Here is a 25,496-nt window from a genome sequence, read left to right on the forward strand (position 1 = left end):
TCCGGCCGGACCACCTTCGCGTTTCGCCTACTCGCCGGGCAGTTCGAGATGCCCGCCGAAGGCTTTGCGCATCGCCGAGAGCACTTTGTCCGCGTACAGCGCTTCGCCCCGCGAGGAGAATCGCGCGAACAAGGCGGACGACAGCACGGGCACGGGTACCCCGGTGTCGATGGCGGCATCGATCGTCCAGCGGCCCTCGCCGGAATCGGACACCCGGCCGCTGTAGGAGTCCAGGTTCGGGTCCGCGTGCAGTGCGGCGGCGGTGAGATCGAGCAACCAGGACGCGACCACCGACCCGCGCCGCCACACCTCGGTGATCTCCGGTACGTCGAGGTCGTACTGGTAGTACTCGGGGTGCTCCAGCGGCGTCTCCTCCGCGGAGAACTCGCCCGTGTGCTCGGCCCCGTAGTTGGCTCGCCGCAGCACGTTCAATCCTTCGGCGTAGGCGGCCATCGCCCCGTACTCGATGCCGTTGTGCACCATCTTCACGAAGTGACCCGCCCCCACCGGCCCGCAGTGCAGGTAACCGAGTTCGGCGGTGGACGGTTCGCCGGTGCGTCCCGGTGTCCGCTCCGCCGCCCCGACGCCCGGCGCGATGGATTTCAGCAGCGGGTCCAGGTGCTTCACCGGCTCGGACTCGCCGCCGATCATCAGGCAGAAGCCGCGGGTGCGGCCGAACACCCCGCCCGAGGTGCCGATGTCCACGTAGTGGATGCCCTTGGGCCGCAGCTTCGCGGCGCGCTCGAGGTCCTCGTGGTAGCGGCTGTTGCCGCCGTCGATGACGATGTCGCCCGGCTCGAGCAGTTCGGCGACCTGCTCGATCACCGCCCCGGTCGCGCCGGCCGGGATCATCACCCAGACCACGCGCGGGGTCTCCAGCATGCCCACGAACTCGGGGAGATCGGTGCTGCCCCGGAAGCCGTCACCGAGTTCCGCGCGCAGTTCGTCGATGTGGGCGGAGCGCCGTTCGTATCCGACCGCGGTGTGCCCGTCCTCGACGACGCGGCGCACGATGTTCGCGCCCATCCGGCCGAGGCCGATCATTCCCAGCTGCATGCCATCCATCTCCCTTGCCTATGCGAAGTGTTGCGGCGGGATCGTCCTGTTCGATTCTCCCGCGTGGGATCGATCACGGTTGGGCTCGCGGGTGTAACGCCGCCCGCGACGGTCCGATAAACAGGTCGGCTCCGCGCAGTTGCCAGACCCCCGACCCGGCAACTGCGCGGTGCCTCTTTGTGTGGTGTACCCGGTTCTTTGCGCGGGATGTGCGCTATGTCCGTGCTGTGCCGATCGCTGACGGCAGGACCACTATCGTGATGGGGACTCGCATCGACGCGGGTCCACAATTCAATCGAACGGGGAGGACGGTTCGTGACGAGCCAGCCGAGCACCGGAGGACGCGGCCCACATCCTGGTGGCGAAGTCGGATGGCGCCAGCTCCTCGGGGCGGAGCGGCCTCCGGAATCGGACCGGTCGGTCGCATGGAGCGGCGACGCGCAGCCTACGCAGCCCCTGCAAACTACCCCGCGCCGGTCCGCGCCCCCGGCACCCCGCCGTGCGTCCGCGCGTCGTCCGATCTCCACCCCGCCGCCGAAGCGCTTGGACAGCGCGCTCGTGCGCAGGGTGGGTATCGCGGTCGGCGCCGTATTGGCGGTCGCGGGGCTCGGCTACGTGGTCGACCTGATGCTTTCCTCGGGCGAGGTACCGCGCGGCACCGTCGTCGCGGGTGTCGACGTGGGCGGCATGGACACCTCCGCCGCCGACGCCCGCTTGCGCGCCGAACTCGACCCGAGGGCGGCCAGGGAGCTGCCGCTGCGCATCGGCGACGTGCAGACCCGCATCGTGCCGAGCGCCGCCGGACTGGCCGTGGACTGGGACGCCACCTGGTCGCGGATCGGCTCGCAGCCGCTCAACCCGTTCACCCGCCTCGCCTCCGTCTTCGCCACGCGCGAGGTGTCGATCGTCAGCGCGATCGACGAACCGGCGCTTGATCGTCAGCTCACCGAGTTGCGGGTGCACGACCGGGCCTCGGTCGACGGCACCATCACCTTCGACAAGGCCGAACCCGTTGCGGTGCCTCCCGTTCCGGGTCGGGTCCTCGACATCGCCGCCGCGCGTACGGAATTGGCCGACCGGTGGATCACCGGGACTACGGTGGACCTGCCCGTTGTCCCCGCGCCGTTGCAGGTGCGTCCGGAAGCGGTGGACAAAGCCCTGCGCGAGATCGCTCGGCCCGCTGTGCGGACGCCGATCGCGTTCGCGGGCAAAGGTGGTGCGGCGCGGCTCGATCCCCAGCAGATCGCGTCCGTCCTGGCCTTCGGGCCGGACGGGCAGGGCGGTCTCGCCGTCTCGGTGAATCAGGACGCCGCGATCGGTCTGCTCGCGCCGCAACTGGCCACCACCGAAGTCGAGCCGAAGGACGCGACGTTCGCGGTGTCGGGCGGCAAGCCGTCGGTCGTACCCGCCGTGGTCGGGGACAAGATCAACTGGCCGAAGACCTTCGAACAGTTCACCGCGCTGCTGACCGCACCGGGCGAGCGGACCGCGCAGGTGGTCTACGAGCGGATCGAACCGAAACTGACCACCGAGGCCGCGCAGGGCCTCGGCGTGATCGAGACCGTCGGATCGTTCACCACCAGCGGGTTCAGCGGTCCCTCCGGCGTCAATATCCGCACCGTCGCCAGGAAGGTCGACGGCGCGATCGTGAAGCCGGGAGACACGTTCTCGCTCAACGATTTCACCGGCCCGCGCGGTACCGCCGAGGGATATGTCGAATCCGGCATCATCGACCACGGCCGTCCCAGCACCGCGGTCGGCGGCGGCATCAGCCAGTTCGCCACCACGCTCTACAACGCGGCGTATTTCGCCGGTCTCGAGGACGCGGGCCACACCGAGCACAGCTACTACATCTCCCGTTACCCTGCCGCCCGCGAAGCAACCGTCTTCGACGGCGCGATCGACCTGAAATTCCGCAACAACACCCAAACCGGCATCTACATCGAGACGTTCGCGACCGACTCCGACATCACCGTCCGCCTGTGGGGGACCAAGACGGTCGATGTCGAATCCATCACGGGTGAGAAGACCAAACCGACCGAACCCAACACCGTCACCTTGCCCAAGGGCAAGGACTGCATCGCTTCCGAAGGCGCCCCCGGCTTCACCATCTCCGACACCCGCGTCATCACCGACCGCAAAACGGGCCGCGAAGTCTCCCGCAAGACCCGCACGGTGAAGTACGACCCGATCCCGGTGGTGAAGTGCGAGTGAGCGAACAGCCGCTGACCCACGATGAGCGAGTCCGTCCTCTCACGCATTGAACAGGACGGATTCCCGCTTCCTCACAACGGCGTTCGCATCAGCAGAACGTTGTACTGGGTGTGCTGGGTGACCAGGAAGTAGAGATCGCGGCCGGTCTGGTAAGGGAAGATCATGGGTGCGTAGGCGGTGGGAAGGGAACGGGCGTCGATGAGGACGCGGGGTTCGCTCCACGGCCCTTCGGGAGCGGGCGCGGTGCGCAGGACGACGCTGTTGGCCGGGTCGGTGGTCAGCATCACGTACTGACCCAGGTATTCGTTCCACATCACCGACAGTTCGGCGACGCCACCGACGATCGGGGCCGCGGTCTTGGCGTCGGTGGGCTTCCACTCCTTGCCGTCCCAGTATTCGTAGGCATCGATATTCGCGATATCGGATTCCTTCGCGCGGGAGACGAATCCGGGATTGTTGCGGCCCGCCGGCGTGCCGTAGCGGTAGACGTAGCCGCCCGCTTTCAGGAAGGCGTTCTGCTGGAAGTTCTCGTGACCGTCGACGTTGGCGCGGCGCGTGTGGGTGAGCTGCGTCCAGGTGCTGCCGCCGTCACCGGAGGAGGCGAGGGTGGAGAAGTTGGTGTGCCACTTCCCGTGATCACCCCACTCGCGCACCGACATCATGCTCATGTACTGCACTCCGCCCACCGAGATGCCCGCAGTGGGGATGAGGCTGATCTCGATGCCGGGAATCTTGGGGCTGGGCAAGGGGTTCGGGACCACATCGTCGAAGACGATGCCCGCGGCCGGGTCGTGTGTGGAGCTGCGGAACAGCACGTTGCTGGTCCAGGCCCAGATGCTGCCCGCGAGGAGGTTGGGTACGCCGATGCCGGCGCTGTCGCCGAAGGCGGTGATCATCCGGCCGTTGCCGTCGTCCCACATGATGCCGAGGTCGGTGCCGAGCACGTTGACGCTCTGCGTGCGGTTCGGGCTGTCCATGCCGGTCACCTGGAACACCGCTTCGGTCGGTCCGGGCAGCTCGGGCAGGCCGTGAATGCCGTTGAGCGCCGGGATGGGGATGACGTTGTTCGGGTCGGCTCCGGCGGGCGCGGCCACGGCCAGCGCGAGGATCGCGGCGAGCGCGCCGGTTCGGGCGAGGGCGGACAGCGATCGGGTCATGCTGGGTCATTCTGCCCGCTGGCCGCCACGCTGTCGCCTACATCGACGCGTGTGCTCCGCGCGTTCGGCCGATCGTCACCAGCCGGTAGAGCCACCACGGCCGTTCCGGGAGTTCGGGGCTGTAGACCCGCATGCTCATCGAGCGGATCCGGCGCGTGGCGAGGTCACGCACCTGCAAGCTGCGGCGGGGGATGTCCGCGGCGCGCACTTCGGTGGTCCACATGCGGTCCCAATCGGGGGAGCGGCGGCAGCGTTCGGCGATCTGCTCCACGCGCTCGCGCGGGGCGAGCGGGGAAAGGATGCGGAAGGCGTCGACCAGGAGGTGCGCCTCTACGGCCCACTCCACCATCACCCGCCGAGCCGCCGCGTCGAGGAACATCCACTCCAGTACGTTTCCCCGGGCGACCGCCCCCGGGAAGGCGCGTTCGTAGGCGGAGTTGGCCTCCACCAGATCCTGCGTGGGCATCCGCTGGTAACAGGCCGGGTCGGGGAGGCTGTGCAGGTCGGCACGGTCGTCCGGAGTCGGCGCGTCGGGACCGGGGCCGTAGGCGGCCGTGAAAAAGTTCGGCAAAGTCAGCACGACGATGTGTTTGCGGTACCAGATCGGCACCTCGAGCGCGTCGAACAACTGCTGGAGCAAGGCGTGATCCGGTGCTACCGCACCTGTTTCGACCTGCTCCAGCACCGCTTCGGTAAGGCCGGCGCGCTGGGCGAGATGGGCGGACGGGAGCCCCGCGGCGAGGCGTCGCTCGCGCAGATAAGCGCCGATGCCAGTTGCGTTGCGCGTCACCTCGGGCACCTCTGCCGACAATTCTCGTGTCGAACCGTGTGAAGGGGGAGGTTCCTGCTGCCCCCCGGGAGCACGCAATCTACCGGAGAGGATCGGCGTCGAGCGGTGATCGAACGTCACGAAACGACAAATCTAGACGACAACGGCCCGGAGATGATCTCCGGGCCGTTGTGCCGTGTCGCAGAGCGTCAGAACGCGGCTTCGTCCAGCTCCATGATGTCGTTGTCCAGGTTGGACAGCACCGCGCGGGTGGCGGTGAGCTCCGGCAGGACGTTGCGGGCGAAGAACTGCGCGACCGCGATCTTGCCGTTGTAGAACGCCTCGTCGGCGCCGGTCGCGCCGTTGTCGAGGGCCGCGATGGCGACCTCGGCCTGGCGCAGCAGCTGCCAGCCGATCAGCAGGTCGCCGACGGAGAGCAGGAAGCGCACCGACCCGAGGCCGACCTTGTACAGCTCGCTCGGCTGCTCCTGGGCGCCCATCAGGTGGCCGGTGAGCGTGGCGGCCATGGCCTGCACGTCCTCCAGCGCGGTGGCCAGCAGCTTGCGCTCGCCCTTGAGGCGACCGTTGCCGGCCTCGGCGTCGATGAACTTCTGCACCTGACCGGCCACGTGGGCCAGTGCGACGCCACGGTCGCGGGCGATCTTGCGGAAGAAGAAGTCCTGCGCCTGGATGGCGGTGGTGCCTTCGTAGAGCGAGTCGATCTTCGCGTCGCGGATGTACTGCTCGATCGGGTAGTCCTGCAGGAAGCCGGAACCGCCCAAGGTCTGCAACGACTCGGTCAGGTACTGGTAGGCCCGCTCCGAGCCGACGCCCTTGACGATCGGCAGCAGCAGGTCGTTGACCCGAGCGGCCAGATCCGCGTCGGCGCCGGAGACCAGCTGGGCCACATCGGCGTTCTGGTGGGCGGCGGTGTAGAGGTACACCGCGCGCAGGCCCTCGGCGTACGCCTTCTGGGTGGCCAGCGAACGACGGACGTCCGGGTGGTGGGTGATGGACACGCGGGGCGCGGCCTTGTCGGTCATCTTGGTCAGGTCGGCGCCCTGGACCCGCTCCTTGGCGTAGTCCCGCGCGTTCAGGTAACCGGTCGACAGGGTCGCGATGGCCTTGGTGCCCACCATCATCCGAGCGTGCTCGATGACCTCGAACATCTGCGCGATGCCGTTGTGCACCTCGCCGACCAGCCAGCCCTTCGCCGGGATGCCGTGGCCGCCGAAGGTGACCTCACAGGTGGCCGAGACCTTCAGGCCCATCTTGTGCTCGACATTGGTGACGAAGACGCCGTTGCGCTCGCCGAGTTCGCCGGTCTCGTGGTCGAAGTGGAACTTCGGTACGAAGAACAGCGACAGGCCCTTGGTGCCCGGTCCGGCGCCCTCGGGGCGGGCCAGCACCAGGTGCATGATGTTCGGGAACAGGTCATCGGAGTCGGCGGAGGTGATGAACCGCTTGACGCCCTCGATGTGCCAGGTGCCGTCTTCCTGCTTGATCGCCTTGGTGCGACCCGCGCCCACGTCGGAACCGGCGTCGGGCTCGGTCAGCACCATGGTGGCGCCCCAGCCCTGCTCGGCGGCGATCTTCGCCCAGCCCTTCTGCTCTTCGGTGGCGTTGTTGTAGAAGATGTTCGCGAAGCCGGGGCCCGCGGCGTACATGAAGGCGGCGGGCTGCGCGCCCAGGATCAGCTCGGCGACGGCCCAGTAGGCCGCGCGCGGGATCGGCAGGCCGCCCAGCTCCTCGGCGATGCCCAGCCGGTCCCAGCCGCCGTCCTGCAGGGTGCGGTAGCTCTTCTTGAACGACTCGGGCAGTGCGACGGTGTGGGTCGCGGGATCGAAGACCGGCGGGTTGCGGTCGGCGTCGGCGAACGATTCACCGAGCGGACCCTCGGCCAGGCGACGCACCTCGTTCAGCATCTCCTTCACGGTGTCCGTGTCGAGATCGCCGTAGGCGCCGCTGTCCAGGATCGACCCGAGGCCGAGGACCTCGAAGAGGTTGAACTCCAGGTCGCGGACGTTGCTCTTGTAGTGACCCATTGTCAGTACTCACTCTCCGTTGAGTTGGTGCGGTCGGTATGGTTGCCGTTCCCGCCCGTTGTTCGCTCCACCGGGGTAGTCGTGCCGGTTTTCCGCATGCTACTCGCGGGTAACTTATCTGCCATATTACCGGCCGGTAATGAATGCGCAAAGAGCTGAGCAGGCAATGTGACGAGTTTTACAGTGTCTGATCGGCCGCGACTTCGTCGCGGCGTGTTCGCGGCCCCTTGATGGCTCGCGTTTGCGCGACCGCCGCTTGCTCCTTCGTCGCGTACGCGACGGCCGCGCAAACGCGAGCCGGGCCGCGAACGGGCGCATGCTCGGTCTCGCTTCGCTCGAAACCGGGAGTCGAGGTGCGCCGGGCGCGTGCGCACCAGAAGGAAGGACTCGGTGCGCGTGACATGGGTGGCGAGTCGAGAGGTGCACCGCCCCGTTACTGCGGGTGGCGGACATTTCGTAGGCCGCGCACGGTGACGAGGATCCGGACTATCCGCCGGATCTGGGGTGCGTTGGGGAGGGGCCGCGCTCGGCTTGGGCTCGGCGGAGCGTCGATGTGGGTGGCCGGACACGGTGCACTCGGTCCCAGGGCTGCCTGGCTCCGGTGCTTATGGTTCGCCGAGCGCTCGCGCCGCCGCGTTCCGCATTCGGGTGATGCCGGGCCGGCCGGTGGGTTGATCGTGCGGATGCCACAGCCTCCCTGGTGTCGAGGAACCGGCGGGGCAGAATGAGCACGATGCTGATCGAGACGAGTGCCGGGCCGGCCGAGGTCGAGCTCGAACAGCCGCGCAGGCCCGCGTTCCTGCTGCTGCTCACGCATGGCGCGGGCGGTGGGGTGGAGGCGAAGGACTTGCTCGCGGTGCGGGATGCCGCACTGCGGCTGGGGGGTGGGGTCGCGCGGGTGGTGCAGCCGTATCGGGTCGCTGGGCGGCGTGCGCCGGGGTCGGCGGTCAAGCAGGACGAGGCTTGGCTCGAGGTCGTCGCTCGGTTGCGTGGTCGCAGACGCATTCCGCTGATCCAAGGTGGGCGGAGCAACGGGGCGCGGGTCGCCTGTAGAACGGCGGTCGCGGCGCGGGCCCGCGGTGTGCTCGCGTTGTCGTTCCCGCTGCATCCGCCGGGCAAACCGGAGAACTCGCGCCGGGACGAGCTGCTCGCGCCGGGTGACATCGAAGTGGTGGTCGTCAACGGCGCCAACGATCCGTTCGGGATACCCGATCCCGCCGACGCCGCCGAGGTCCGCGTCATCCCGGGCCAGCCGCACGCCTTCCGCGCGGGCTTCGACCTGATCGCCGAGACCGTGACCCCCTGGCTGGAGCGCTGGTCCTGAACCCCTAGTCGGCCGGCCGGGTGGCGATGACCAGGGCGTCGATGGCGTCGCCGGTCTCGGTCGGCCGGTAGACGCGGTCGGCGATGCGCACCCGGATTCGCCCTGCCGCCGCCATGGGACCGAGGTCGGCGACGATGTCGTCGGGCGTGAAGAGGATGGAAGGGTCCTGCGGACCACCGCAGCCGTCGGTGATGTTGGTGGTGTCGTGGCCGAGCACGAGCAGGGTGCCTTCCGGAGCCAGCAAGCCGGCCGCCTTGCGGACCAGCGCGCCGCGCTGCTCGGCGGGCAAGTGCAGGAAGACCATCAAGACCAGCTCGAACGGGCCGGTGATCTCCGCCTCATCCAGGTCGGTGACGTCGGCGCACTGCCAGCTGATGCGGTGGCGCACCGAGCGGGACAGGCGCGAGGCCACGGTGCGGCCTTTGTCGATGCCCACCTGGGAATAGTCGACGGCATGCACCTGCCAGCCGTGCGTGGCGAGCCAGAGAGCGTTGCGGCCCTCACCGCACGCCAGATCGAGGGCACGGGGGAACTCCGGCGCCTCCCCCTCGGGTGTGGCGGCCTGGAGTGGCGCACGGCGTTCCAACCCGTAGACGTGTTCCACCACGGTGTTGTTCGGCGGTGCGCCCCAGACCAATTCCGTTTGCGCGTAGCGCTCATCCCAGTCGGCCGCATCCATATTCCGAGTCTATTGATCGCGCGGCCCGCGCCCCCGAGGGTTGCTCGAGTCAGTCCGATACCTGCGAGAGCCAATGCACGGGCGTGGTCTCGCGCACGTGGATCAGCACGTCGAACGCGGCGGCGAGCGAGGAGAGCCGGATGTTCGCGGTGGCGTCGGCGGCCGGGTCGTAGACGCCGCTGATGGTGCGCAGCTTCACCGGGCCGGTCAGCCAGTCACGCACCGGTTCCGGCGCCGTGGCGCGCAGGTCCAGGTAGTAGGCGGGCAGCTCTACCTCGCCCAGTGCCGCGTCGACCAGGTCCGGCGACGGGGCGGGCGCCACGGCCATACCGAGGTCGCCGTGATGGAACCCGATGCCGACGGACACGTATCCGTCGCCCAGATGATCACGCAAATAGCTTCCGGCGCCGCGGAATTCGGCCGTGTCGTAAACGATCGGAAGGCTGGTCGTGTGCGCGAGCCCGTCCCAGTAGACGATCTCGGCGCCGGTGGAGCGCTGCCAGCGCAGCACCGTCTCGGCCGAGGGCCGTTCGTCCCGGGCGAACCCTTGACTCGCGACGCTGGACCGGTGGAAGTCGAGGATCAGACGGGCATGGGCGAGTGCGGTGGCGCGCTCGCTCGTTTCCGGCAACTCGGCCAGCAGCGCGAGGGCGTCTTCGGCGTGTTCGGCGAATGGGCGGCCCGGGTGGATGCCCTGGTGGCGCTGAACGTGCTCATCGACCTGGTGGGCGGTGCGGATCGGCGCGAGGTGCGTCTCGATCGCGGCGAACCGGTCTGGAGCCGCACGGCGCACGTAGTCGAGCACCGCGTCGTAGTCGCTCGGCTCGGCGCGGGGCGGTTCGACGCCGAAGATCCGCACCGGGTCTTCCGGATGTGCCAGGTTCCAGGCGCGGATCCAGCGCAGTGTGGCCACCGATTCCTCGGTTCGCCACGGGCGCCAGGCGCCGGCGAGCACCGTTTCCGGATCGCCATCGCCCGTGGTGACGAACCGATCCCAGCGCGCGCCGGAACGCGCGCTGTCCTGAATCGCCAACGCGCGGAAGCCATGCCGTTCGACCAGTCCGCGGAACAACCGCTCACGCACACCGAAGGTCTGCCGGGAGAACCGCGTGGACTCGCCCAGTCCGACCACCGTGGCGGCGCCGAGCCGAGCGATCAAAGCGTCCAGATCCGAACCGGAGGAGCCGGGGTCGGAGCTATCGATCGCGACGGCGTTGTCGCGCAGCCAAGCGCGGACGTCTTCGACGGTGGTGCTGAGCATGATGCCTCCCGGAAACGTGAACGATCCAACGCGAAGCAGCCTCGTATATGAACCATTGTTGAGGTCAAGCTCCGCGCCGGATCGCCGGTCCGCGAGCTACAGCGTCGTGCGCATCAGCACGACGTTGTACTGGCTGTGCACCGTCGTCAGGAAGTACAGATCGCGCCCGGTCTGGTACGGGAAGATCGCGGGTGCGTACGCGGTGGGCAATTCGCGCGTATCGATCAGCACTTCGGGATCGCTCCACGGGCCGACCGGGGCCGGCGCGCGCCGCATCACCACGGAGTTGAATTGGTCGGTGGTGAGCGAGATGTACTGCCCGAGATAGGCGTTGTACATCACCGAGAGTTCGCCGACGCCCCACATGATCGGCGCGGCGGCGTTCACGTCGTTCTTTCGCCAGGCGCCGCCGTCCCAGTATTCGTATTCGGCGAGGTTCCCGATGTCCTGCGCGTGTACGCGAGCGACGTGAGCGGTGTGATTGCGCCCGGATCGGGTGCCGTATTCGTAGATGTATCCGCCGTCGGCGAGGAAGGCGTTCATCTGGAAGTTGGCGTTTCCGCCCTCGTTGTTGCGCCGCGTTTCCGGCAGTTCGGCCCAGTTCTCGCCGTTGTCCCCGGAGGTGGCGAGGCCGGAGAAATTGGTGCTCCACTGACCGACGTCGTCCCAGGTCTTCACCGACATCAGGCTCATGTACTGCACGCCGTTGACCGAGATGCCCGCGGTAGGGATCCGGCTGATCTCCAGGAACGGAATCTTCGGGCTCGGGATCAGATCGCGGGCCTGGCCGAAGATATCGCGTACCGCGCTGTCGAAGAAGATGCCTTCGGCCGGGTTCGTGGTGTGGCTGCGCAGCAGGATATTGCTGCGCCAGGCCCACATGCTGCCCGCGAGCAGATTCGGGAAGCCGACGCCGGCGGTGTCGCCGAACGCGGTGAGCATTTCACCCTGCCCGTTGTCCCACATGATGCCGAGATCGGTGCCGAGGACGTTATAGCTCTGGGTGTTGTTCGGGCTGGCCATGCCGGTCACCTGGAACACCGCTTTGGTGCGGCCGAGCAGGTTCGGCAATCCCGTCGTGCCGTTGAGTACCGGAATCGGATTGATGGCGTTCGGGTTGGCGATGGCGGGGGTGGTCGCCGTGAAGAGCAGGGCCGAGACACCCGCCAGCGCCGAGAGTAGGAAGGATGCGGTCTTGATCACTGTCTGTGAGCCCTCCGGTTTCTTCCCGAGAGCGGTGCGAACCATGGACGTCCCGCGATACACAGACCCTTCGCAGCGTGCCGCGCACCACTAGTCGACTGGCTGGCAAATCGTGCAAATGGTAGCAGCGGAACCAGTCGGCTGGGCGCTTCTGGCGAATTTACAGCTATCTATCGAGCGCTTTGCGAAGGATCAGCGGCAGTTGGGCCGCGCGCTCGATGGCAAAGGTTCGCCGGGGGGATGCTTGCCACGACTTATCGAACAGTCGCTTGGCGGAGGCGACCGCATGCGGTGACCGCGTCGAGATCTGGTCGGCCAGTTTCTCGGCCTCCGCGACCGGGTCCGCGGTCAGCTCGGTGACCAAGCCGATCTCGGCGGCGTAGGCGGCGTCCACGGTATCCGCGGTCATCGTGAGCAGGAGGGCTTTGTCGATGCCGATCAGCCTGGACAGCGTTGCCGCTCCGGTCATGTCCGGGACCAGGCCGTGCTTGGTCTCCATGACGGAGAACTCGGCGTCGGGGGTGGCGAAACGGATGTCCGCGGCGAGCGCGAGCTGGAGTCCGCCGCCGAAGCAGCGCCCGTGCACCGCGGCGATCACCGGCACGGGCAGGCGGCGCCAAGCCCAGCACGCCTCTTGGAAGGCGTTGGTGCCGCGCCAAGGCAGCGGAACGAAGTTCCGGATGATTGCCAGAGGATCGCTAGTGGCTGCCGCGACGTCCAGGCCGCTGCTGAAGCTTGGGCCTTTCCCGGACAGGATGACCGCCCGCACGTCGCCACGCCGGGCCACCAGCTTCGCGCTGGCAACCAGCTCGCGAAGCATGTCTATGGTCAGGCCGTTGTGCTTGTCCGGCCGATCGAGCGTGACGTACGCGCGGTGGTCGTCGAACCGCACTGCGATGTTGCTGCCCATCCTCCGATCTTACTCACCGGTCAGTTGTTGCCGCCCGCGCTGTTGCTCGCGCGCGCGGGCTCTGTTCTAATCGGAACCGAATTACCGTCAATGTTGACGGTTATGGAGCGGAGGACGCATGCTGCCAGCCGGAATGGATCCGAGGACGCCGGTGCTCGTCGGCGCCGGGCAGGTCGTACACCGACCGGGTGAGCCGGGTCTGCCCGGCCCGGTCGAACTCGCCGCGCAGTCCCTGCGCCGCGCGGGCGCCGACAGCGGAGTCGGTGACCGTCTGCTGCGGTCGGCCGACTTGATCGCCGCCGTCGCCCCGGTCAGCCGCCCCTACGGCGATCTGGGCGCGCTCGTCGCCGCCGATCTGGGCGCCACTCCGAGGCGGACCGTGCAGTCGGTGCGTTTCGGCGGCGACGCACCGCAGCGGCTGCTCAACACGGTCGCGCAGGCCATCGCCGACGGCCGCTCGGACGTCGCGCTGCTCACCGGGTCCGAAGCGGTGTACTCCGGGAACGCGGCCACCCGCACCGGCACGGCGGTGGACTGGCCGGAGCAGCCGGAGGACGTGGGTCCCGACGAGGTCATCGGCTCCGATCGCGGGCCGAACTCGGACATGGAAACCGCCGCGGGCCTGTGGGGTCCGGTGTACTTCTACGCGCTCATGGAGACGGCGCTACGCCACCGCCTCGGGTCGGGTGAGGCCGCGCACCGCGAGCGGATCGGCGCGCTGTGGTCGCGGCTGTCGGAGATCGCGGCGCGCAATCCGTACGCGTGGCAGCCGACCGTGCATGCCGCCGCCGACCTGGTGACACCCGCGCCCGACAATCGGATGGTGTCGACGCCCTACCCCAAGCTGATGATCGCGAACCTCACCGTCGATCTGGGCGCCGGGCTCATCCTGTGCAGCGCGGCGGCGGCCGACGCCGCCGGTGTGCCCCGGGACCGGTGGGTGTTCCCGCACGCGGGCGCCACCGCGACCGACGAGTGGTTCGTCTCCGAGCGCGCGGACATGTCCCGCTCTCCCGCCATCGCCGCGGCGGGGAAAGCGGCGCTGGGTGCGGCGGGAATCGGGATCGACGATGTCGCGCACATCGACCTCTACTCCTGTTTCCCGGTCGCGGTGCAGATCGCCGCCGAGGAACTCGGCCTGCCGATCGACGATCCGTCCCGGCCGCTGTCGGTCACCGGCGGTCTCACCTTCGCGGGCGGGCCGGGCAACAACTACACGACGCATTCGATCGCGACGCTGGCCGGCATGCTGCGCGCGGACCCGGGCGCCTACGGCCTGGCGACGGCACTCGGCTGGTACAGCACCAAGCACGGTGTCGGCGTGTATTCGGCCAGGCCGCCCGAGCGGCTGTTCCGTGCGATCGAGGCTCAGGTGCCCGCGGCGCGGCGCGAACCTGCGCCCGGGTACACCGGTCCCGCCTGGGTCGAGGCGTACACCGTCGCCTATCGCAAGGGCCCGGCGCCGGACCGCGCCGACGAGCCGGAAGCCGTTGTGGTGAGCGCGCTGACACCCGAGGGGACCCGCATACTGGTCCGGGCGTCGGATGCCGACACCCTCGCGGCGTTCACCGCGGGCGATCCGCTCGGAACGGCCGCCGAGATCGCCGCGGACACCTTCACCCTGCTCACCGAGAGGAGCGCCCGATGACGGATCCCGTCCTTATCGAGCGGCGCGACGCGATCACCGTGCTGACGGTCAACCGTCCCGAAGCGCGCAACGCGATCAACCTGGCCGCCGCGCAGGCCATCGAGGCCGCCGTCGACGAGTTCGAGGCCGACGACGCCGCGCGCGTGCTCGTGCTCACCGGTGCGGGCGGAACCTTCAGCGCCGGAATGGATCTCGTCGCCGCGTCGAAAGGCGAGATGCCGATGACGCAACGCCGCGGTCCGCTCGGCATCACGGCGAAGCCCCCGGCCAAGCCGATGATCTCCGCGGTCGAAGGCTTCGCGCTGGCGGGTGGTTTCGAGCTGGCGCTCGCGGGCGATCTCATCGTCGCCGCGCGCGACGCGCAGTTCGGCATCCCCGAGGTCAAGCGCGGTCTGGTGGCCGCGGGCGGTGGCGTGCTTCGCCTGACCCAGCGGCTGCCGCGCAGCACCGCCGCCGAACTCGCGCTCACCGGCGGCCGTATCGGCGCCGAGCGGCTCCTCCAGCTCGGCTTGGTCAATCGGGTCACCGAACCGGGGGCGGCGCTGTCGGTCGCGCTCGAGCTCGCGGCCGAGATCGCCGCCGCCGCTCCGCTCGCGGTGGCCGCGAGCAAGCGCATCATCGACGAGTCGCCGGATTGGACGGTCGCCGAGGCGTTCGCGAAACAGGGCGAGATCGCCCTGCCCGCACTGCTGTCCAAGGACGCCGCCGAAGGGGCGCTGGCGTTCGCGCAGAAGCGCGAGCCGCAGTGGCAGGGCCGCTGACGGGCGCGGGACACGTCCGGCAGCCGCAGGCGCAGCGCAGGGAGCGCATGCGCACGCGGCTGCTGGACGCGGCGGTGGAGAGCCTGGTCGAGGTCGGTTACGCGGGCACCACCACGCTCGAGGTGCAGAAACGGGCGGATGTGCCGCGGGGGACGTTGCAGCATTACTTCCCCACCAGGGCCGACCTGCTCGCCGGTGCCGTGGAGCACGTGGCGCGGCGTCGATTCGACCAGCTGACAAGCGAATTCGAGGCCATTCCGGACGGCGCGGACCGGCTGGAGACGGCCGTCGAGCTGACCATGCGGATGCTCAGCGGCCCGTCGTTCTGGGCGGCGCTGGAGATGTGGGTCGGCGCGCGGACCGATCCGGAACTGCGAGCGGCGTTCCTGCCGCTGGAGGTCCGCCTGTTCGAACTGATGCACACCAGCATCCGCGACAGCTTCCGGCGCGAATTCCCGGCCGATCCCCGGGTTCCGACGATCACCGAGTTCACCATCGAGATCATGACCGGCCAGGCCTTGCGCGTGCTGCTCACCGGCGACCTGTCCCGCAACCGGCTCCTGCGGCACCGATGGGGGAACGCCGTGCGCGTCCTGCTCGGCACGGCGGACGCGGACACGTTGCTCGATCCGCCCGCGGACTGAACCGGCCGGACGCCTACCGCACGCGGGTGATCGTCTCGAGCAGGACCTGTGCGCAGCCGGCCGGGTCGTCGAAGAACGGCGTGTGCCCACTGCCGTGCAGCGTGACGTGCTCGGCGTTCGGCAGCACGCTGCGCGCCTTGCGGCTCTGTGTCGCGTAGGTGAGCAGGATGTCGCGGCTGCCCCAGGCGATCGTCACCGGAATGTCGGCGAGTGCGCCGATTTCGGGCAGCCGGACGTCGGTGAACGAGGCGAGCGCCTCGTCGAATCCGGCCGAGTCCGCCGCGCCGAGCGCGGTCTCCAGCGCCACCTTCGCATCCAGCGCCCATGGCTTGCCGAAGACCAGCGAGAGGAATACGGTGCGGCCCGCGGCGGTGCTCAGCACGGACGGCAGCGCGGGACGCAGCCGGCGCGCCAGTGCCCGTGACTTGCCCAGCGACTGCTGGCACCACACCCGGCCCGCGGTGTCCCAGAACCCGATCGGCGAATAGGCGGTCACCGACCGAGCCAGCCCGCGGGCGCCCAATTCCAACGTGATCAGCCCGCCCATCGAATTGCCCGCCAGATGCGGCCGATCGATCCCCTGTGCGGCGAGGAACTCGGCGAGCGCCTCGGCCAGGTTGGGCACCGTGGTGTGCGCGAGCGGGTGCGTCGATCCGCCGAAGCCGGGCAGGTCGACGGCGATGACCTCGTACGACGTGGCCAGCGTGTCGATGATCGGCTCCCACACCTGCCACCGGCTCCCGACCCCGTGTACCAGCACGAGTGGCTCGCCCGCGCCGACGCGATGATGGTGCAAGGTCGTCATGCGCCAACACTAACAGCAGTCACCCGTCGTCAGATGGGATGTCGCACGCGACCATCAGGGCTGGTCCGCGCCCCGCGGTGCGGGTACGATAATTGGTATGGCAACGCGTAAGGTCACCCTTTCGCTGGACGAAGCCGCCTGGTCATTCGCGGAACAGGCGGCCGCTCGGGCGGGAATGTCGCCGTCGGCTTGGATTTCGAAGGCCGCGCGACGGGAGGCCGTGCGCACCGGTGTCGGTCCGGTATCGGATGTGACCGCCGAGGCCGCCGCGGACGCGGCCGAGCTGGCGGCCGCGGAGGAGGAGATGCGTGCGTCGGGGTGAACTGTGGATCTACAACCCGCATGGTTCGCCGCGCCGCCGAACGGTCGTGCTCATCAGCAGTGACGGCATCAACGAATCGCCGCGTCCCTGGCTGATCGCGGCCGAGGTGATCGAGGACGATCCGCAGGACATCCTCGCGGTTCCGGTCAAGGAACACGGCTGGGTGCATGCCGGGAACATCGGGCGGATCTTTCGCGGTTGGCTGGCCGAGCGGGTGGATGCGGTGGACAGCGACACCCTGGAGCGGCTCGACACCGCGTTGCGCGCGGCGATGGACCTCTGAGATTTCGCACCTAGCCCGTTGGACGGCACCGCATCCCGTATTCGCCGTGGCAGACGACTACCGCCGGACGCCGCACGGCATTATGGTGGCCACGCCACCGACAGTGGTCAGTCGAGGAAGAGGAGTCAGGTGCGGATCTGCATGATCGCCGCGGCGCTGATCGCGCTGCCGGTGCTCGCGGCATGCGGCAGCGACAAGGACACGGCGGCGCCCACGGTGACGCAGGCCGATCTGTCCAAGTCGTTGCAGGACAAGGGCCTCAAGAACAAGCAGCTGGCCGATTGCGCCGCGAAGGTGTTCGTCGATCAGGGGATTTCGCAGGACGGACTGCGAATCATGATCAGCGACGAGTACGACACCAAGGCTCCCGACCAGGAAACGCTGGGGATGAGCAAGGAAGACGCGGACAAGGCGCGCGCCGCCAGCGGTCGCATCGCGAGCGAGTGCATGTCGGCGGCCCAAACGCGCTGATCATCGGCGGTCGGAGACCGTTGTCAACGGTGGGCGGATGCTTCGCGTAGCGATGCGGTAGGGCAGACCGTACGCTGTCGCTACGTCGACGAGGGTGTCGACCGGAAGCCGAGGATCCGCCCGTGTCACAGCCGCCTTTTCCGACGTCGCCGAATTCGCTGGGATCGCCGGTCATCAGCCCGTCCGGTCGCTGGTTCGCGCTGGGTGGCGCGCTGATCGCCCTCGGCGTCATCGGCGGGATCGTCCTCGGTGCTTTCGGTTTCCTGCAGACCTCGGGACGCATCGATGACTTCCAGCGGGTCGGGGTGCCCGGCTCCGGGGTGGTGAACCTGGCGGAGTCCGGCGGGTACACCGTGTACTTCGAGTACGCGGGGGCGTCGTCCGAGAGTGCCTCCGGCACGGTCGATCTGCGGGTGCTCGACCCGCACGGCAAGCATGTGGAGCTGCGGAAGTACGACGCGAGCATCACCTATTCCTTCGGCAGCCATGAGGGCCGGGCCGGATTCTCCTTCGAGGCCGCCGAACCGGGCGGCTATCGGGTGACCACGGCCGGTAGTTCCGCGGTGACGGTTGCCATCGGCCGAGGCCTCGGCTCTTCCTTCGTCGGCACGCTGCTCGGCGCGCTCGCCCTCGGTTTCGGTGGCGTGGTGCTAGGCGTGCTCGTGATCGTGGTGGTGGCGGTCAAGCGAAGTGCGAGCAAGCGCAACGCCGCTGTGGGAGGGTTCGGGTACTGACCCCTCGGGTCGCCGCGTCGCGTTTCGTGTCCTACAGCGCGACCGTCAGTTCGATGTGCGCGGCGGATCCCGCCTCCAGTCCCTCCGCGACGCGCACCGCTTTCTTCATGGGCAGGACATAGGTCGCCCGTGACTTGTCCGGGAACAGCGAAGTAGACCACCGAGTGCCGCCGACGACAACGTGCACTCGCACCGCGCCGAACCCGCCGGAACGATGCGCGTAGCGCTCCTCGATCTCATCGGCCACGTCCTCGGGCAGCGACACGAAATGCCAGGCGGCATCGCCCGGTAATTCCCATACTTCCGCCGTGAACGAGTACCGCGAACCAGCCACGCCGCGACTGTAACGGCGGGCACCGACGGGGCTTCGCATCGACCGCGTGAGAGTTCCTACTTCCTGGACTTGCATGTACGTATATGTCTACTTATAGTTAGGCCAGCACGTGTACGTATACATCTACTTATATCTATGGGCGGCTCGAACCGCCCTCTACGAAGGAGGCAGCTGCCATGGGCATCTCGGATCTCACCTCGAAGTTGGTCGGCGACATCGGCGACAAGCGGCGGTGGCGGCAGTACAAGACGCGGGCGGGGCAGCTTCCCGCGGGTTATCGCACAGCGGTCGATGGTTTCGAGCGGTACCTGATGTACACCGGCTCGGGAGGCGGCGTTTCGATGTTCGAGGACCTCGCCGAGCTGTTCGAGCGGAGCGCGGCCGACGGATCCCCGATACGCGAGGTCGTCGGGGAGGACCCCGTGGCGTTCATCGAGACGTTCGCGCGGAACTACCAGGAAGATTCGTGGATCAACCGGGAACGGGCACGGTTGAACAGCGCCATCGAGCGCGCCGCCGGAGAAGGAAAGTAGGGGCGTTCGATGACGACACAGCAAACTCCGGCGATCCATGTGCGCGGTCTGGAGAAGTCCTACAACAAACTGGAGGTGCTGCGCGGCGTCGATTTCGAAGTCGAGCGGGGCAGCATCTTCGCCCTGCTCGGCTCGAACGGAGCCGGCAAGACCACTGTCGTGAAAATCCTCTCCACGCTGCTCAAAGCCGACGCGGGGACAGCCAGGGTCAACGGCTTCGACGTCGCCACGCAACCGGGCGACGTGCGGGAGTCCATCAGCCTCACAGGGCAGTTCGCCGCCGTCGACGAAATCCTCAGCGGGCGGGAGAATCTCGTGCTCATCGCCAAGTTGCGGCACCTGAAGAACGCGGAAACGGTGGCCGACGACCTGCTCGAGCGTTTCTCGCTGACCGACGCGGCCACACGGAAGGTGTCGACGTACTCCGGTGGCATGCGCCGCCGCCTCGACATCGCCATGAGTCTCATCGGGAATCCGCCGGTCATCTTCCTCGACGAGCCGACCACCGGGCTCGACCCGCAGGCGCGCATCGAGGTGTGGCGCGCGGTGCAGGAACTCGCCGAGCACGGCACGACAGTGCTGCTCACGACGCAATATCTGGACGAGGCCGAACAACTCGCCGATCGGATCGCGATCCTGCACAAGGGCCGGATCATCGTCAACGGCACCCTCGCCGAGCTCGAGCAGCTCCTCCCGCCCGCCGAGGTGGAATACGTCCAGAAGAAGCCGAGCCTGGAAGACGTCTTCTTCGCCCTGGTCGGTGACGAAGGCGACGAGGGCGCTCCAGACAGTGACCGCAGCGCGGTACGGACGAAGTAAGGAACTACGATGACCACGCATTTCTTCGCCGACACCACGCTGCTGCTGGGACGATCCCTGCGCCACATCACGCGCAGCGTGGACACCATCATCACGACCACGATCATGCCGATCGCATTCATGCTGCTGTTCGTCTACGTCTTCGGCGGCGCGATCGACTCGGGGTCGGACTCCTACGTGCAGTACCTGCTGCCCGGAATCCTGCTCATCACCATCGCTTCGGGCATCTCCTACACCGCGTTCCGGCTGTTCCTGGATATGAAGAGCGGCATCTTCGAGCGATTCCAATCCATGCCCATCGCCCGGTCATCGGTCCTGTGGGCGCACGTGCTGACCTCGCTGGTCGCCAACGTGATCTCGCTTGTGGTGGTCGTGCTCGTCGCCCTGCTCATGGGCTTCCGCTCAGGGGCCGGAATATCGGCCTGGCTCGCGGTGGCGGGCATTCTGATCCTGTTCACCCTCGCGCTGACCTGGATCGCGGTCATCCCCGGCCTGTCCGCGAAGACCCCGGACGGCGCGAGTGCCTTCTCCTACCCCCTGATCTTCCTGCCCTTCATCAGCTCGGCCTTCGTACCCACCGATACCATGCCCGGCCCGCTGCGAGCCTTCGCCGAACACCAGCCGGTGACCTCCATCATCGACGCCATTCGTAACCTGTTCACGCAGCAGCCCGTCGGCACCGACATCTGGATCGCCCTCGCCTGGTGCGTCGGCATCCTCATCGTCGCCTACCTGTTCGCCATGAATACCTACCGCCGCAAGATCTCCTGAGCGGCATCGGCCGAGGCTGTCGCGAGTCGGCTCGCCCCCCAGGACCGGCTGCCGGGCCGGTCCGACGACTTGGGGGCGGCCTGCTCCGGCCGCCGCAGCGGCTTGTAGGAGAGTCAGGGCGGTGAGCACCCCCAGTGCCGGTGCCCAGCCGCTTGTTCGGGTGTGCAGAATGCCCAGGAGGGTCGGGCCGACAGCGGCCATGGCGAACCCGACGGTCTGAGCCATCGCGGCCAGCGCGGCCGCATCGGTCGCGTCGCCGGCGCGTTCACTCTGGAATGCCATCGCCAGGGCAAGGCAGGCGCCGGCTCCGGTACCGAGCAGCAGGATCGCCAGGGGCGCCAGGGCGGAGTCGACGGCGAGGAGCAGGAAGCCCGCGGCGTCGAGCACCGAGGCGGTGACGGCGAGGCGGCGTTTCGCCGCCGTGGTGCGGGTGAGCCAGGGCAGCGCGTTGACGACGAGCAGACCGAGGATCTGGAACGCGAACAGTGACCAGCCCGCGGCCTCTGGGGTCACTCCGTCGTCCTGGAGAACAGAGGGCAGCCAGGCGAGTGTCGTGTAGAACCCCAGCGCCTGTAGACCCATGAAAGCGCTGACCTGCCAGGCCACGGGTGAATGCCACGGCATCGATACCCGGCGGGCGGGTGCCGGCTCCAGGACGGGTCTGTCGCGAACCTGCCACATCAGCAAAGCCAGCACGACCGGCAGCGTTGCCCACGCGAGCGCGGGTCGCCAACCGCCGGGCAGGAGACCGGCCAGTGGAACGGCGATCCCGGACGACAGGGCAGCCGCCGCGCACATCGCCGCCACCCAGGCGCCGGTGATCGCCGTGACGCGCGCGGAGGGGGCGCTGTCCCGCACGATCGCGGGCAGCAACACATTCGCGTAGCCGATCGCCGCCGCGATCACCACGGTTCCGGTGAATAGCCACGTCTGGCCGGGTGTCGAGCGAACCAGCAGCCCCACCAGCATCGCGACCAGCGCCCATCGCACGAGCCGGTCGGGCCCGTGATGGACGGTCCGCAGCACCGCCACGGGGACGACCGCGAAGATCAGCAGGGGCAGGGCGGTGAGAACTCCGGCGTGCGTGCTGGACAGCCCGGTGTCGGCGGTGATCACCGGTATCAGCGGCCCCACGCATGTCAGCGGGGCACGCAGCGTCGTGCCGACGACAACGATTCCCTGGCCGACCGGTCTCATCTATCGCTGCGAGGTCGGGAAGGTCATGCGGCGAAGTAGCTTGTCGCGCAGCACCAATGCGTGGAAGGTGACCGCGCAGACGTGGGCGATCAGCGCGAACGACAGCAGATAGGCGAGCACGCTGTGCAGCGTCCGCAACATGGCGTACAGCCGCGGGTCGGTCGGTGCGATCGCCGGGACGCGCACTCCCGCGAGGATCTCGATGGGAATCCCGGATGCGGAGACCAGTGCCCACCCGACGAGCGGTTGCGCCAGGAACAGCGCGTACATCAGGATCTCGGATCCGGTCGCGACGAGCCGCTCGGGGCTGCCCATGGTTTCGATCTGCGGTGGCGGCCGGTGCGTGAGACGGTAGGCGAGACGGACGATCGCGAGAAGCAAGATGATCAGCCCGATGGTCTTGTGCCAGGTCAGCAACCGGCTGTAGGGGCCGAGGTAGCCGACCATCGCCGCACCGATGCCGATCATGGCCACGATCGAGGCCGCCATCGCCCAGTGCAGGATTCGCGCGGTGACGCCGAACCGGGGGGCCTCGCCGGTGTGTTCGGTGATCGCCATCGGATCAGGCCTCCTTCACCACAACGGCTCCGGTGGGTTTCGTTTCGCCCGCGCGGCGGCGGAAGGACTCGGCGTAGGCCGCCGAGCGCGCTTGCAGGAGCGGATCATCGGACGGCGCGATGCCGTCGGGCAGCACGAGCGGATCGAAGTTCACGTTCTGCACGTTGTGCGCGGCTTCGGTGTGCACTTGCTCCAGCACAACGGTGCCCACGTGCACTTCGCGCCGGTCGGCCGGCCATACCTTGGTGGCGTCGTCGGTGGGGTCGACCCCGCGCTCGCCCACCGTCACCAGAAATCTCCAACGCAGCGGCGCCACCCGGATGGCGGCGACCAGACCGTCGAAGAGTGCGTTCTCGCCGGCTGCGGGCGGTGCGAGCCCCGGTGGGTGCTCCGGTACGAGTCGCCATCGCACCGGAACGGAGTCACCGTGATCGTCGGCGAACTCGAAGGCGTTGAGACCGAAGAATGCGGTGTCCGCGAAAGTAGCCGGCGGCGAGCCCTTTTCGATGACACTCAGCGCTGCGGCGGTCTTCGGGTGTGCGGCGACATAGCGGCTCATCACAGCGGGGTCGGGCTTGCCGGTAGCCGGATCCGGTGCGAAAGCGAGCGCGCGGTCGTAGAAGTCCTGCGGGGTTGCGTCGAGGAAGACGGGCACGTTGATCATCGCCATCCGCCACTGCTCTCCGCCGGGGAGGAACAGCCGCAGCCCCAGCCCGCGGGGTGCGGTCGGCGCGTCGGGCATGTGCGGGTTGCCGCCTGCGAGGGAGAACCGGCCGTCGAGCCGGTAGCGCCCCGCCCGGAACACCGACGCCTTCGACAGTTCGACACCGTTGCCGTTGCTCTCGAAGTACCCGCCGACGGCGAGCCCTTTGGCGTGGTTGCGCCGGCACCCCGGGAAGGAGCCGCCCGCGGTGTCCTGCAGGCGATCGACCAGCCTGCGCGCCGTCAGCCGCCACGGCCCGACGACGCTCTCGGTGAACAACAACCCTCCGATTCCCGCGGCGCCGAGCGCGGCGACAGCGGCGCCGCCGAGCAGGGTGCGGCGATTCAATCGCAAGGAATGCCTGCTTGCCTCGGTCATGATTCCCTTTCTCCGGGTGCGACGCGCTCGCTCGCGGAGCGGGCGCTCGAGCGCGGCTGGACGGCCCGGCCGGTCACGGCGGGCCCATGGACTGGAGCCGTTCGACGAGAACCGGGTCGACGTCGGGGTTGTCGGCCAGCAGCATGTCGATCGGCGGCGCGGACGCGGAGGCGATACGGATGTCGATCACGTAGGGCGCGCCCTTGTCGAGGGCTTTGAACCCGCGCTTCAACGCATCGGTGAGTTTCGCGGTCTTGGTCACCACTTCGCCTTCGATCTCGAAGGTTTCGGCGATCTGCGCGAAGTCCTGGGTAGGCCGGCCCAACCGCAGATACCAGGCGTCGCTGGTCGGTTGCCAGCCGTAGATCTGGCCGATGGCGGAAAGGCCGGTCATGAGGGTCTTGTACTCGTGGTTGTTCATCACCAGATACAGCACGGGCAGTGCCGATTTGCTCGTCGTCCACCACGAATTGGTGTGGAACAGCGCAGAACCGTCGCCGACTATGGTCACGACGTAGCGGCTCTTGCCCACGGCCAGCGCGATGCCGATCGATGCGGGCAGGGAGAAGCCGAGCGATCCGCCGGAGGTACAGAAGTAGGCGTCGGGCGCGTCGTAGGCGATCGCCTTCTGAATCGCCGCCGAGATCGCGAAGTCCTCGTTGATCACGGTCAGCGGCTTGTCGAGCGACCTTTGCACCTCGGCGAGCTTCATCGGCACGAGGTAGTCCGGGATCGCGGGCTCGTGGCCCGCGACGGTGGCTCCCGCGGCGGCGAACGCCTTGTCGCGCCTGGCATCGAGGTCGAGCAGGCGCCGATTGCGATGCGCAGCCGCAGCTTCGTCGTAGGCGGGATGACCGACGACGGCATCGATGATCAGCGGCAGGCTGCGTTTGATGTCGCCGAGCACGCCGACCGTGGCATAGGAGTTCTTGCCGATCTCCCATGGATCGTTGTGCAGGGTCACCTGGGTGAGCGCCGGCGGGATGATCGGGCCCTTCTCCCACCGGAACACCAGGATCTGAGCTTGGGAGTTCACCCCGACCTGGAAGATGGTGTCGAATTCGGCGAGCTGCATGTGCACCCCGTCCTGGGTGGGCACGAGTTCGCCTTGCCAGTGCGGCAGATCGTTCGGATAGTTCATCCGGCTGGCCTGGTTCTCCGAGTACACCGCCGCGCCGAGCACATTCGACAGGCGCTCGATCTCCGGCCAGGCCTCTGCCTCACCGACGCCGTCGCCGACGAGCACCACCGGGTTCTTCGCCCGCGCGAGCTGTTGCGCGGCATCCGTGACACCGGCCGGATCCGCGGCTACCGCGTGCGCGATGCGGGTGACCCGACCTGGTTCCTGCACGGCAGGCGCTTCGAGCAGGAAGTTCCACGGCAGCGAGACGAATACCGGCCGCAGCGGCGGGACCAGGAGTTCCTTGAACGCGCGCTGCAGCACCAGCGGCATTTCGTCGACGCTGCGGATCTCATGGGCCCACTTCGTGTATTGCTCGGCGGTGTGGACCAGATCGGAAGCCAGGATCGGTTCCTGGATCAGCAGTTCGCTGTGCTGCTGACCACAGAACACGATGAGCGGGATGTTGGAGCGGTAGGCGTTGAAGAGGTTGCCGATGATGTTGGCCGTGCCGGGGGTGATGTGGACGATCGCCGCGCCGGGGCGTCCCGACATGCGGGCGTAGCCCATGGCCGCGCCGAGCGCGATGTTCTCGTGCAGGCATGGCACGTACTCGACCCCGTTCTCGGGGATGGTGGTCCCGTCGAGCAGCGGAATCTCATGTGTGCCCGGCACACCGAAGGCGTATTCGGTGCCGACCGCACGCAGATAGTCGAAGATGATGTCGCGGCCCAGCCTGTGGGGCGGTGTAGCTGTCATGGCCCTTTCGTTTCTCGGTAGGTGCACCCGGTCGGGAG

The 25,496-nt window shown here is 68.2% G+C and carries 25 protein-coding genes and 1 pseudogene; 12 read left to right on the plus strand and 14 right to left on the minus strand.

Annotated elements, in window-relative coordinates; translation table 11 throughout:
* Nucleotides 1–27: 27 nt before the first annotated feature.
* Nucleotides 28–1,056: a phosphogluconate dehydrogenase (NAD(+)-dependent, decarboxylating) gene (gene gnd, locus ACGF7Y_RS11305; RefSeq protein ID WP_393232147.1), complete on the minus strand. Its 1,029-nt coding sequence runs from the start codon at nt 1,054–1,056 to the stop codon at nt 28–30.
* A gap of 315 nt (nt 1,057–1,371) precedes the next feature.
* On the opposite strand from gnd, the gene ACGF7Y_RS11310 reads away from it, so the two are divergent.
* Nucleotides 1,372–3,270 carry a VanW family protein gene (locus ACGF7Y_RS11310; protein WP_393232149.1) on the plus strand — a complete coding sequence of 633 codons (1,899 nt, stop codon included), beginning with the start codon at nt 1,372–1,374 and terminating at the stop codon, nt 3,268–3,270.
* Nucleotides 3,271–3,341: 71 nt separating this feature from the next.
* On the opposite strand, the gene ACGF7Y_RS11315 is transcribed toward ACGF7Y_RS11310, so the two are convergent.
* The 3 genes from ACGF7Y_RS11315 to ACGF7Y_RS11325 all read right to left on the minus strand — a co-directional run bounded on the left by ACGF7Y_RS11315 (nt 3,342) and on the right by ACGF7Y_RS11325 (nt 7,241).
* The gene (locus tag ACGF7Y_RS11315) at nt 3,342–4,427 is read right to left on the minus strand and encodes a DUF4185 domain-containing protein (protein WP_393232152.1); all 1,086 of its coding nucleotides are present in this window, start codon (nt 4,425–4,427) and stop codon (nt 3,342–3,344) included.
* A gap of 37 nt (nt 4,428–4,464) precedes the next feature.
* Complete coding sequence (locus ACGF7Y_RS11320; protein ID WP_393232155.1) at nt 4,465–5,217, minus strand: helix-turn-helix domain-containing protein; 753 nt, start codon at nt 5,215–5,217, stop codon at nt 4,465–4,467.
* Nucleotides 5,218–5,405: 188 nt separating this feature from the next.
* Nucleotides 5,406–7,241, minus strand: a complete 1,836-nt coding sequence (locus ACGF7Y_RS11325; protein ID WP_062972999.1) for an acyl-CoA dehydrogenase — start codon at nt 7,239–7,241, stop codon at nt 5,406–5,408.
* A gap of 733 nt (nt 7,242–7,974) precedes the next feature.
* On the opposite strand from ACGF7Y_RS11325, the gene ACGF7Y_RS11330 reads away from it, so the two are divergent.
* The gene (locus tag ACGF7Y_RS11330) at nt 7,975–8,565 is read left to right on the plus strand and encodes an alpha/beta family hydrolase (protein WP_393232158.1); all 591 of its coding nucleotides are present in this window, start codon (nt 7,975–7,977) and stop codon (nt 8,563–8,565) included.
* Between the two features lie 4 nt (nt 8,566–8,569).
* Here the strand turns inward: ACGF7Y_RS11330 and ACGF7Y_RS11335 are convergent, their stop codons facing one another.
* The 4 genes from ACGF7Y_RS11335 to ACGF7Y_RS11350 all read right to left on the minus strand — a co-directional run bounded on the left by ACGF7Y_RS11335 (nt 8,570) and on the right by ACGF7Y_RS11350 (nt 12,618).
* On the minus strand, nt 8,570–9,244 hold the full coding sequence (locus ACGF7Y_RS11335; RefSeq protein ID WP_062972997.1) for a bifunctional 2-polyprenyl-6-hydroxyphenol methylase/3-demethylubiquinol 3-O-methyltransferase UbiG: 675 nt from the start codon (nt 9,242–9,244) through the stop codon (nt 8,570–8,572).
* 49 nt (nt 9,245–9,293) lie between these two features.
* Nucleotides 9,294–10,505: an erythromycin esterase family protein gene (locus ACGF7Y_RS11340; RefSeq protein ID WP_393232160.1), complete on the minus strand. Its 1,212-nt coding sequence runs from the start codon at nt 10,503–10,505 to the stop codon at nt 9,294–9,296.
* Between the two features lie 96 nt (nt 10,506–10,601).
* Nucleotides 10,602–11,708: a DUF4185 domain-containing protein gene (locus ACGF7Y_RS11345; RefSeq protein ID WP_393232163.1), complete on the minus strand. Its 1,107-nt coding sequence runs from the start codon at nt 11,706–11,708 to the stop codon at nt 10,602–10,604.
* 166 nt (nt 11,709–11,874) lie between these two features.
* A complete protein-coding gene (locus tag ACGF7Y_RS11350) occupies nt 11,875–12,618 on the minus strand; it encodes a crotonase/enoyl-CoA hydratase family protein (protein ID WP_393232165.1) in 744 nt (247 codons plus the stop codon).
* Between the two features lie 118 nt (nt 12,619–12,736).
* Here ACGF7Y_RS11350 and ACGF7Y_RS11355 point away from each other — a divergent pair, with 118 nt between their 5' ends.
* The 3 genes from ACGF7Y_RS11355 to ACGF7Y_RS11365 are packed head-to-tail and all read left to right on the plus strand — an operon-like array spanning nt 12,737 to nt 15,671.
* Nucleotides 12,737–14,266, plus strand: a complete 1,530-nt coding sequence (locus tag ACGF7Y_RS11355) for an acetyl-CoA acetyltransferase (RefSeq protein WP_393232168.1) — start codon at nt 12,737–12,739, stop codon at nt 14,264–14,266.
* Entirely contained in the window at nt 14,263–15,027 is a 765-nt protein-coding gene (locus ACGF7Y_RS11360) for a crotonase/enoyl-CoA hydratase family protein (RefSeq protein ID WP_393232171.1), read from the plus strand. The genes ACGF7Y_RS11355 and ACGF7Y_RS11360 overlap by 4 nt, the downstream gene beginning before the upstream one ends.
* On the plus strand, nt 15,012–15,671 hold the full coding sequence (locus ACGF7Y_RS11365) for a TetR/AcrR family transcriptional regulator (RefSeq protein WP_393232174.1): 660 nt from the start codon (nt 15,012–15,014) through the stop codon (nt 15,669–15,671). The genes ACGF7Y_RS11360 and ACGF7Y_RS11365 overlap by 16 nt, the downstream gene beginning before the upstream one ends.
* 13 nt (nt 15,672–15,684) lie before the next feature.
* Here the strand turns inward: ACGF7Y_RS11365 and ACGF7Y_RS11370 are convergent, their stop codons facing one another.
* Nucleotides 15,685–16,476 carry an alpha/beta fold hydrolase gene (locus tag ACGF7Y_RS11370; protein WP_393232177.1) on the minus strand — a complete coding sequence of 264 codons (792 nt, stop codon included), beginning with the start codon at nt 16,474–16,476 and terminating at the stop codon, nt 15,685–15,687.
* Between the two features lie 97 nt (nt 16,477–16,573).
* Here ACGF7Y_RS11370 and ACGF7Y_RS11375 point away from each other — a divergent pair, with 97 nt between their 5' ends.
* The 4 genes from ACGF7Y_RS11375 (at nt 16,574) to ACGF7Y_RS11390 (ending at nt 18,286) form a co-directional block, all read left to right on the plus strand.
* A complete protein-coding gene (locus ACGF7Y_RS11375) occupies nt 16,574–16,798 on the plus strand; it encodes a hypothetical protein (protein WP_040870818.1) in 225 nt (74 codons plus the stop codon).
* Nucleotides 16,785–17,081 (plus strand): hypothetical protein, encoded by a 297-nt coding sequence (locus tag ACGF7Y_RS11380; protein ID WP_040870817.1) that lies wholly within the window; start codon nt 16,785–16,787, stop codon nt 17,079–17,081. Before ACGF7Y_RS11375 ends, ACGF7Y_RS11380 begins: the two co-directional genes overlap by 14 nt.
* 141 nt (nt 17,082–17,222) lie before the next feature.
* Nucleotides 17,223–17,552, plus strand: a complete 330-nt coding sequence (locus ACGF7Y_RS11385) for a hypothetical protein (protein WP_393232181.1) — start codon at nt 17,223–17,225, stop codon at nt 17,550–17,552.
* Nucleotides 17,553–17,674: 122 nt separating this feature from the next.
* Nucleotides 17,675–18,286, plus strand: a complete 612-nt coding sequence (locus tag ACGF7Y_RS11390; RefSeq protein ID WP_393232184.1) for a hypothetical protein — start codon at nt 17,675–17,677, stop codon at nt 18,284–18,286.
* Nucleotides 18,287–18,317: 31 nt separating this feature from the next.
* Here the strand turns inward: ACGF7Y_RS11390 and ACGF7Y_RS11395 are convergent, their stop codons facing one another.
* Nucleotides 18,318–18,620, minus strand: a complete 303-nt coding sequence (locus ACGF7Y_RS11395; protein WP_063052760.1) for a DUF1905 domain-containing protein — start codon at nt 18,618–18,620, stop codon at nt 18,318–18,320.
* A gap of 176 nt (nt 18,621–18,796) precedes the next feature.
* Between ACGF7Y_RS11395 and ACGF7Y_RS11400 the strand changes: the two genes are divergently transcribed.
* The 3 genes from ACGF7Y_RS11400 to ACGF7Y_RS11410 are packed head-to-tail and all read left to right on the plus strand — an operon-like array spanning nt 18,797 to nt 20,743.
* Nucleotides 18,797–19,153, plus strand: coding sequence for a DUF1048 domain-containing protein (locus ACGF7Y_RS11400; protein WP_357131737.1), 357 nt, complete (start codon nt 18,797–18,799; stop codon nt 19,151–19,153).
* Nucleotides 19,154–19,162: 9 nt separating this feature from the next.
* Nucleotides 19,163–19,972: an ABC transporter ATP-binding protein gene (locus tag ACGF7Y_RS11405; RefSeq protein WP_393232187.1), complete on the plus strand. Its 810-nt coding sequence runs from the start codon at nt 19,163–19,165 to the stop codon at nt 19,970–19,972.
* 9 nt (nt 19,973–19,981) lie between these two features.
* Nucleotides 19,982–20,743 (plus strand): ABC transporter permease, encoded by a 762-nt coding sequence (locus ACGF7Y_RS11410; RefSeq protein ID WP_393232190.1) that lies wholly within the window; start codon nt 19,982–19,984, stop codon nt 20,741–20,743.
* 255 nt (nt 20,744–20,998) lie between these two features.
* On the opposite strand, the pseudogene ACGF7Y_RS11415 reads toward ACGF7Y_RS11410, so the two are convergent.
* The 4 genes and pseudogenes from ACGF7Y_RS11415 to ACGF7Y_RS11430 form a co-directional block, all read right to left on the minus strand.
* Nucleotides 20,999–21,940: pseudogene (locus ACGF7Y_RS11415) on the minus strand (MFS transporter); the annotation flags it as partial.
* Entirely contained in the window at nt 21,941–22,492 is a 552-nt protein-coding gene (locus tag ACGF7Y_RS11420) for a cytochrome b (protein ID WP_393233140.1), read from the minus strand.
* Between the two features lie 10 nt (nt 22,493–22,502).
* A complete protein-coding gene (locus ACGF7Y_RS11425) occupies nt 22,503–23,579 on the minus strand; it encodes a catalase family peroxidase (protein WP_393232193.1) in 1,077 nt (358 codons plus the stop codon).
* 73 nt (nt 23,580–23,652) lie between these two features.
* A complete protein-coding gene (locus ACGF7Y_RS11430; protein WP_393232194.1) occupies nt 23,653–25,458 on the minus strand; it encodes a thiamine pyrophosphate-binding protein in 1,806 nt (601 codons plus the stop codon).
* Nucleotides 25,459–25,496 lie beyond the last annotated feature (38 nt).

This window comes from Nocardia sp. NPDC047654 (genome assembly GCF_043205035.1).
GTDB lineage: Bacteria > Actinomycetota > Actinomycetes > Mycobacteriales > Mycobacteriaceae > Nocardia.

What these genes read in the sequence shown, in the direction of transcription:
- gnd (WP_393232147.1), bottom strand. Translation starts at nt 1,056, where the DNA reads ATGCAGCTGGGAATGATCGGCCTCGGCCGGATGGGCGCGAACATCGTG.
- ACGF7Y_RS11315 (WP_393232152.1), bottom strand. Translation starts at nt 4,427, where the DNA reads ATGACCCGATCGCTGTCCGCCCTCGCCCGAACCGGCGCGCTCGCCGCG.
- ACGF7Y_RS11325 (WP_062972999.1), bottom strand. Translation starts at nt 7,241, where the DNA reads ATGGGTCACTACAAGAGCAACGTCCGCGACCTGGAGTTCAACCTCTTC.
- ACGF7Y_RS11330 (WP_393232158.1), top strand. Translation starts at nt 7,975, where the DNA reads ATGCTGATCGAGACGAGTGCCGGGCCGGCCGAGGTCGAGCTCGAACAG.
- ACGF7Y_RS11335 (WP_062972997.1), bottom strand. Translation starts at nt 9,244, where the DNA reads ATGGATGCGGCCGACTGGGATGAGCGCTACGCGCAAACGGAATTGGTC.
- ACGF7Y_RS11340 (WP_393232160.1), bottom strand. Translation starts at nt 10,505, where the DNA reads ATGCTCAGCACCACCGTCGAAGACGTCCGCGCTTGGCTGCGCGACAAC.
- ACGF7Y_RS11350 (WP_393232165.1), bottom strand. Translation starts at nt 12,618, where the DNA reads ATGGGCAGCAACATCGCAGTGCGGTTCGACGACCACCGCGCGTACGTC.
- ACGF7Y_RS11355 (WP_393232168.1), top strand. Translation starts at nt 12,737, where the DNA reads ATGCTGCCAGCCGGAATGGATCCGAGGACGCCGGTGCTCGTCGGCGCC.
- ACGF7Y_RS11360 (WP_393232171.1), top strand. Translation starts at nt 14,263, where the DNA reads ATGACGGATCCCGTCCTTATCGAGCGGCGCGACGCGATCACCGTGCTG.
- ACGF7Y_RS11370 (WP_393232177.1), bottom strand. Translation starts at nt 16,476, where the DNA reads ATGACGACCTTGCACCATCATCGCGTCGGCGCGGGCGAGCCACTCGTG.
- ACGF7Y_RS11375 (WP_040870818.1), top strand. Translation starts at nt 16,574, where the DNA reads ATGGCAACGCGTAAGGTCACCCTTTCGCTGGACGAAGCCGCCTGGTCA.
- ACGF7Y_RS11385 (WP_393232181.1), top strand. Translation starts at nt 17,223, where the DNA reads ATGATCGCCGCGGCGCTGATCGCGCTGCCGGTGCTCGCGGCATGCGGC.
- ACGF7Y_RS11400 (WP_357131737.1), top strand. Translation starts at nt 18,797, where the DNA reads ATGGGCATCTCGGATCTCACCTCGAAGTTGGTCGGCGACATCGGCGAC.
- ACGF7Y_RS11405 (WP_393232187.1), top strand. Translation starts at nt 19,163, where the DNA reads ATGACGACACAGCAAACTCCGGCGATCCATGTGCGCGGTCTGGAGAAG.
- ACGF7Y_RS11410 (WP_393232190.1), top strand. Translation starts at nt 19,982, where the DNA reads ATGACCACGCATTTCTTCGCCGACACCACGCTGCTGCTGGGACGATCC.
- ACGF7Y_RS11425 (WP_393232193.1), bottom strand. Translation starts at nt 23,579, where the DNA reads ATGACCGAGGCAAGCAGGCATTCCTTGCGATTGAATCGCCGCACCCTG.
- ACGF7Y_RS11430 (WP_393232194.1), bottom strand. Translation starts at nt 25,458, where the DNA reads ATGACAGCTACACCGCCCCACAGGCTGGGCCGCGACATCATCTTCGAC.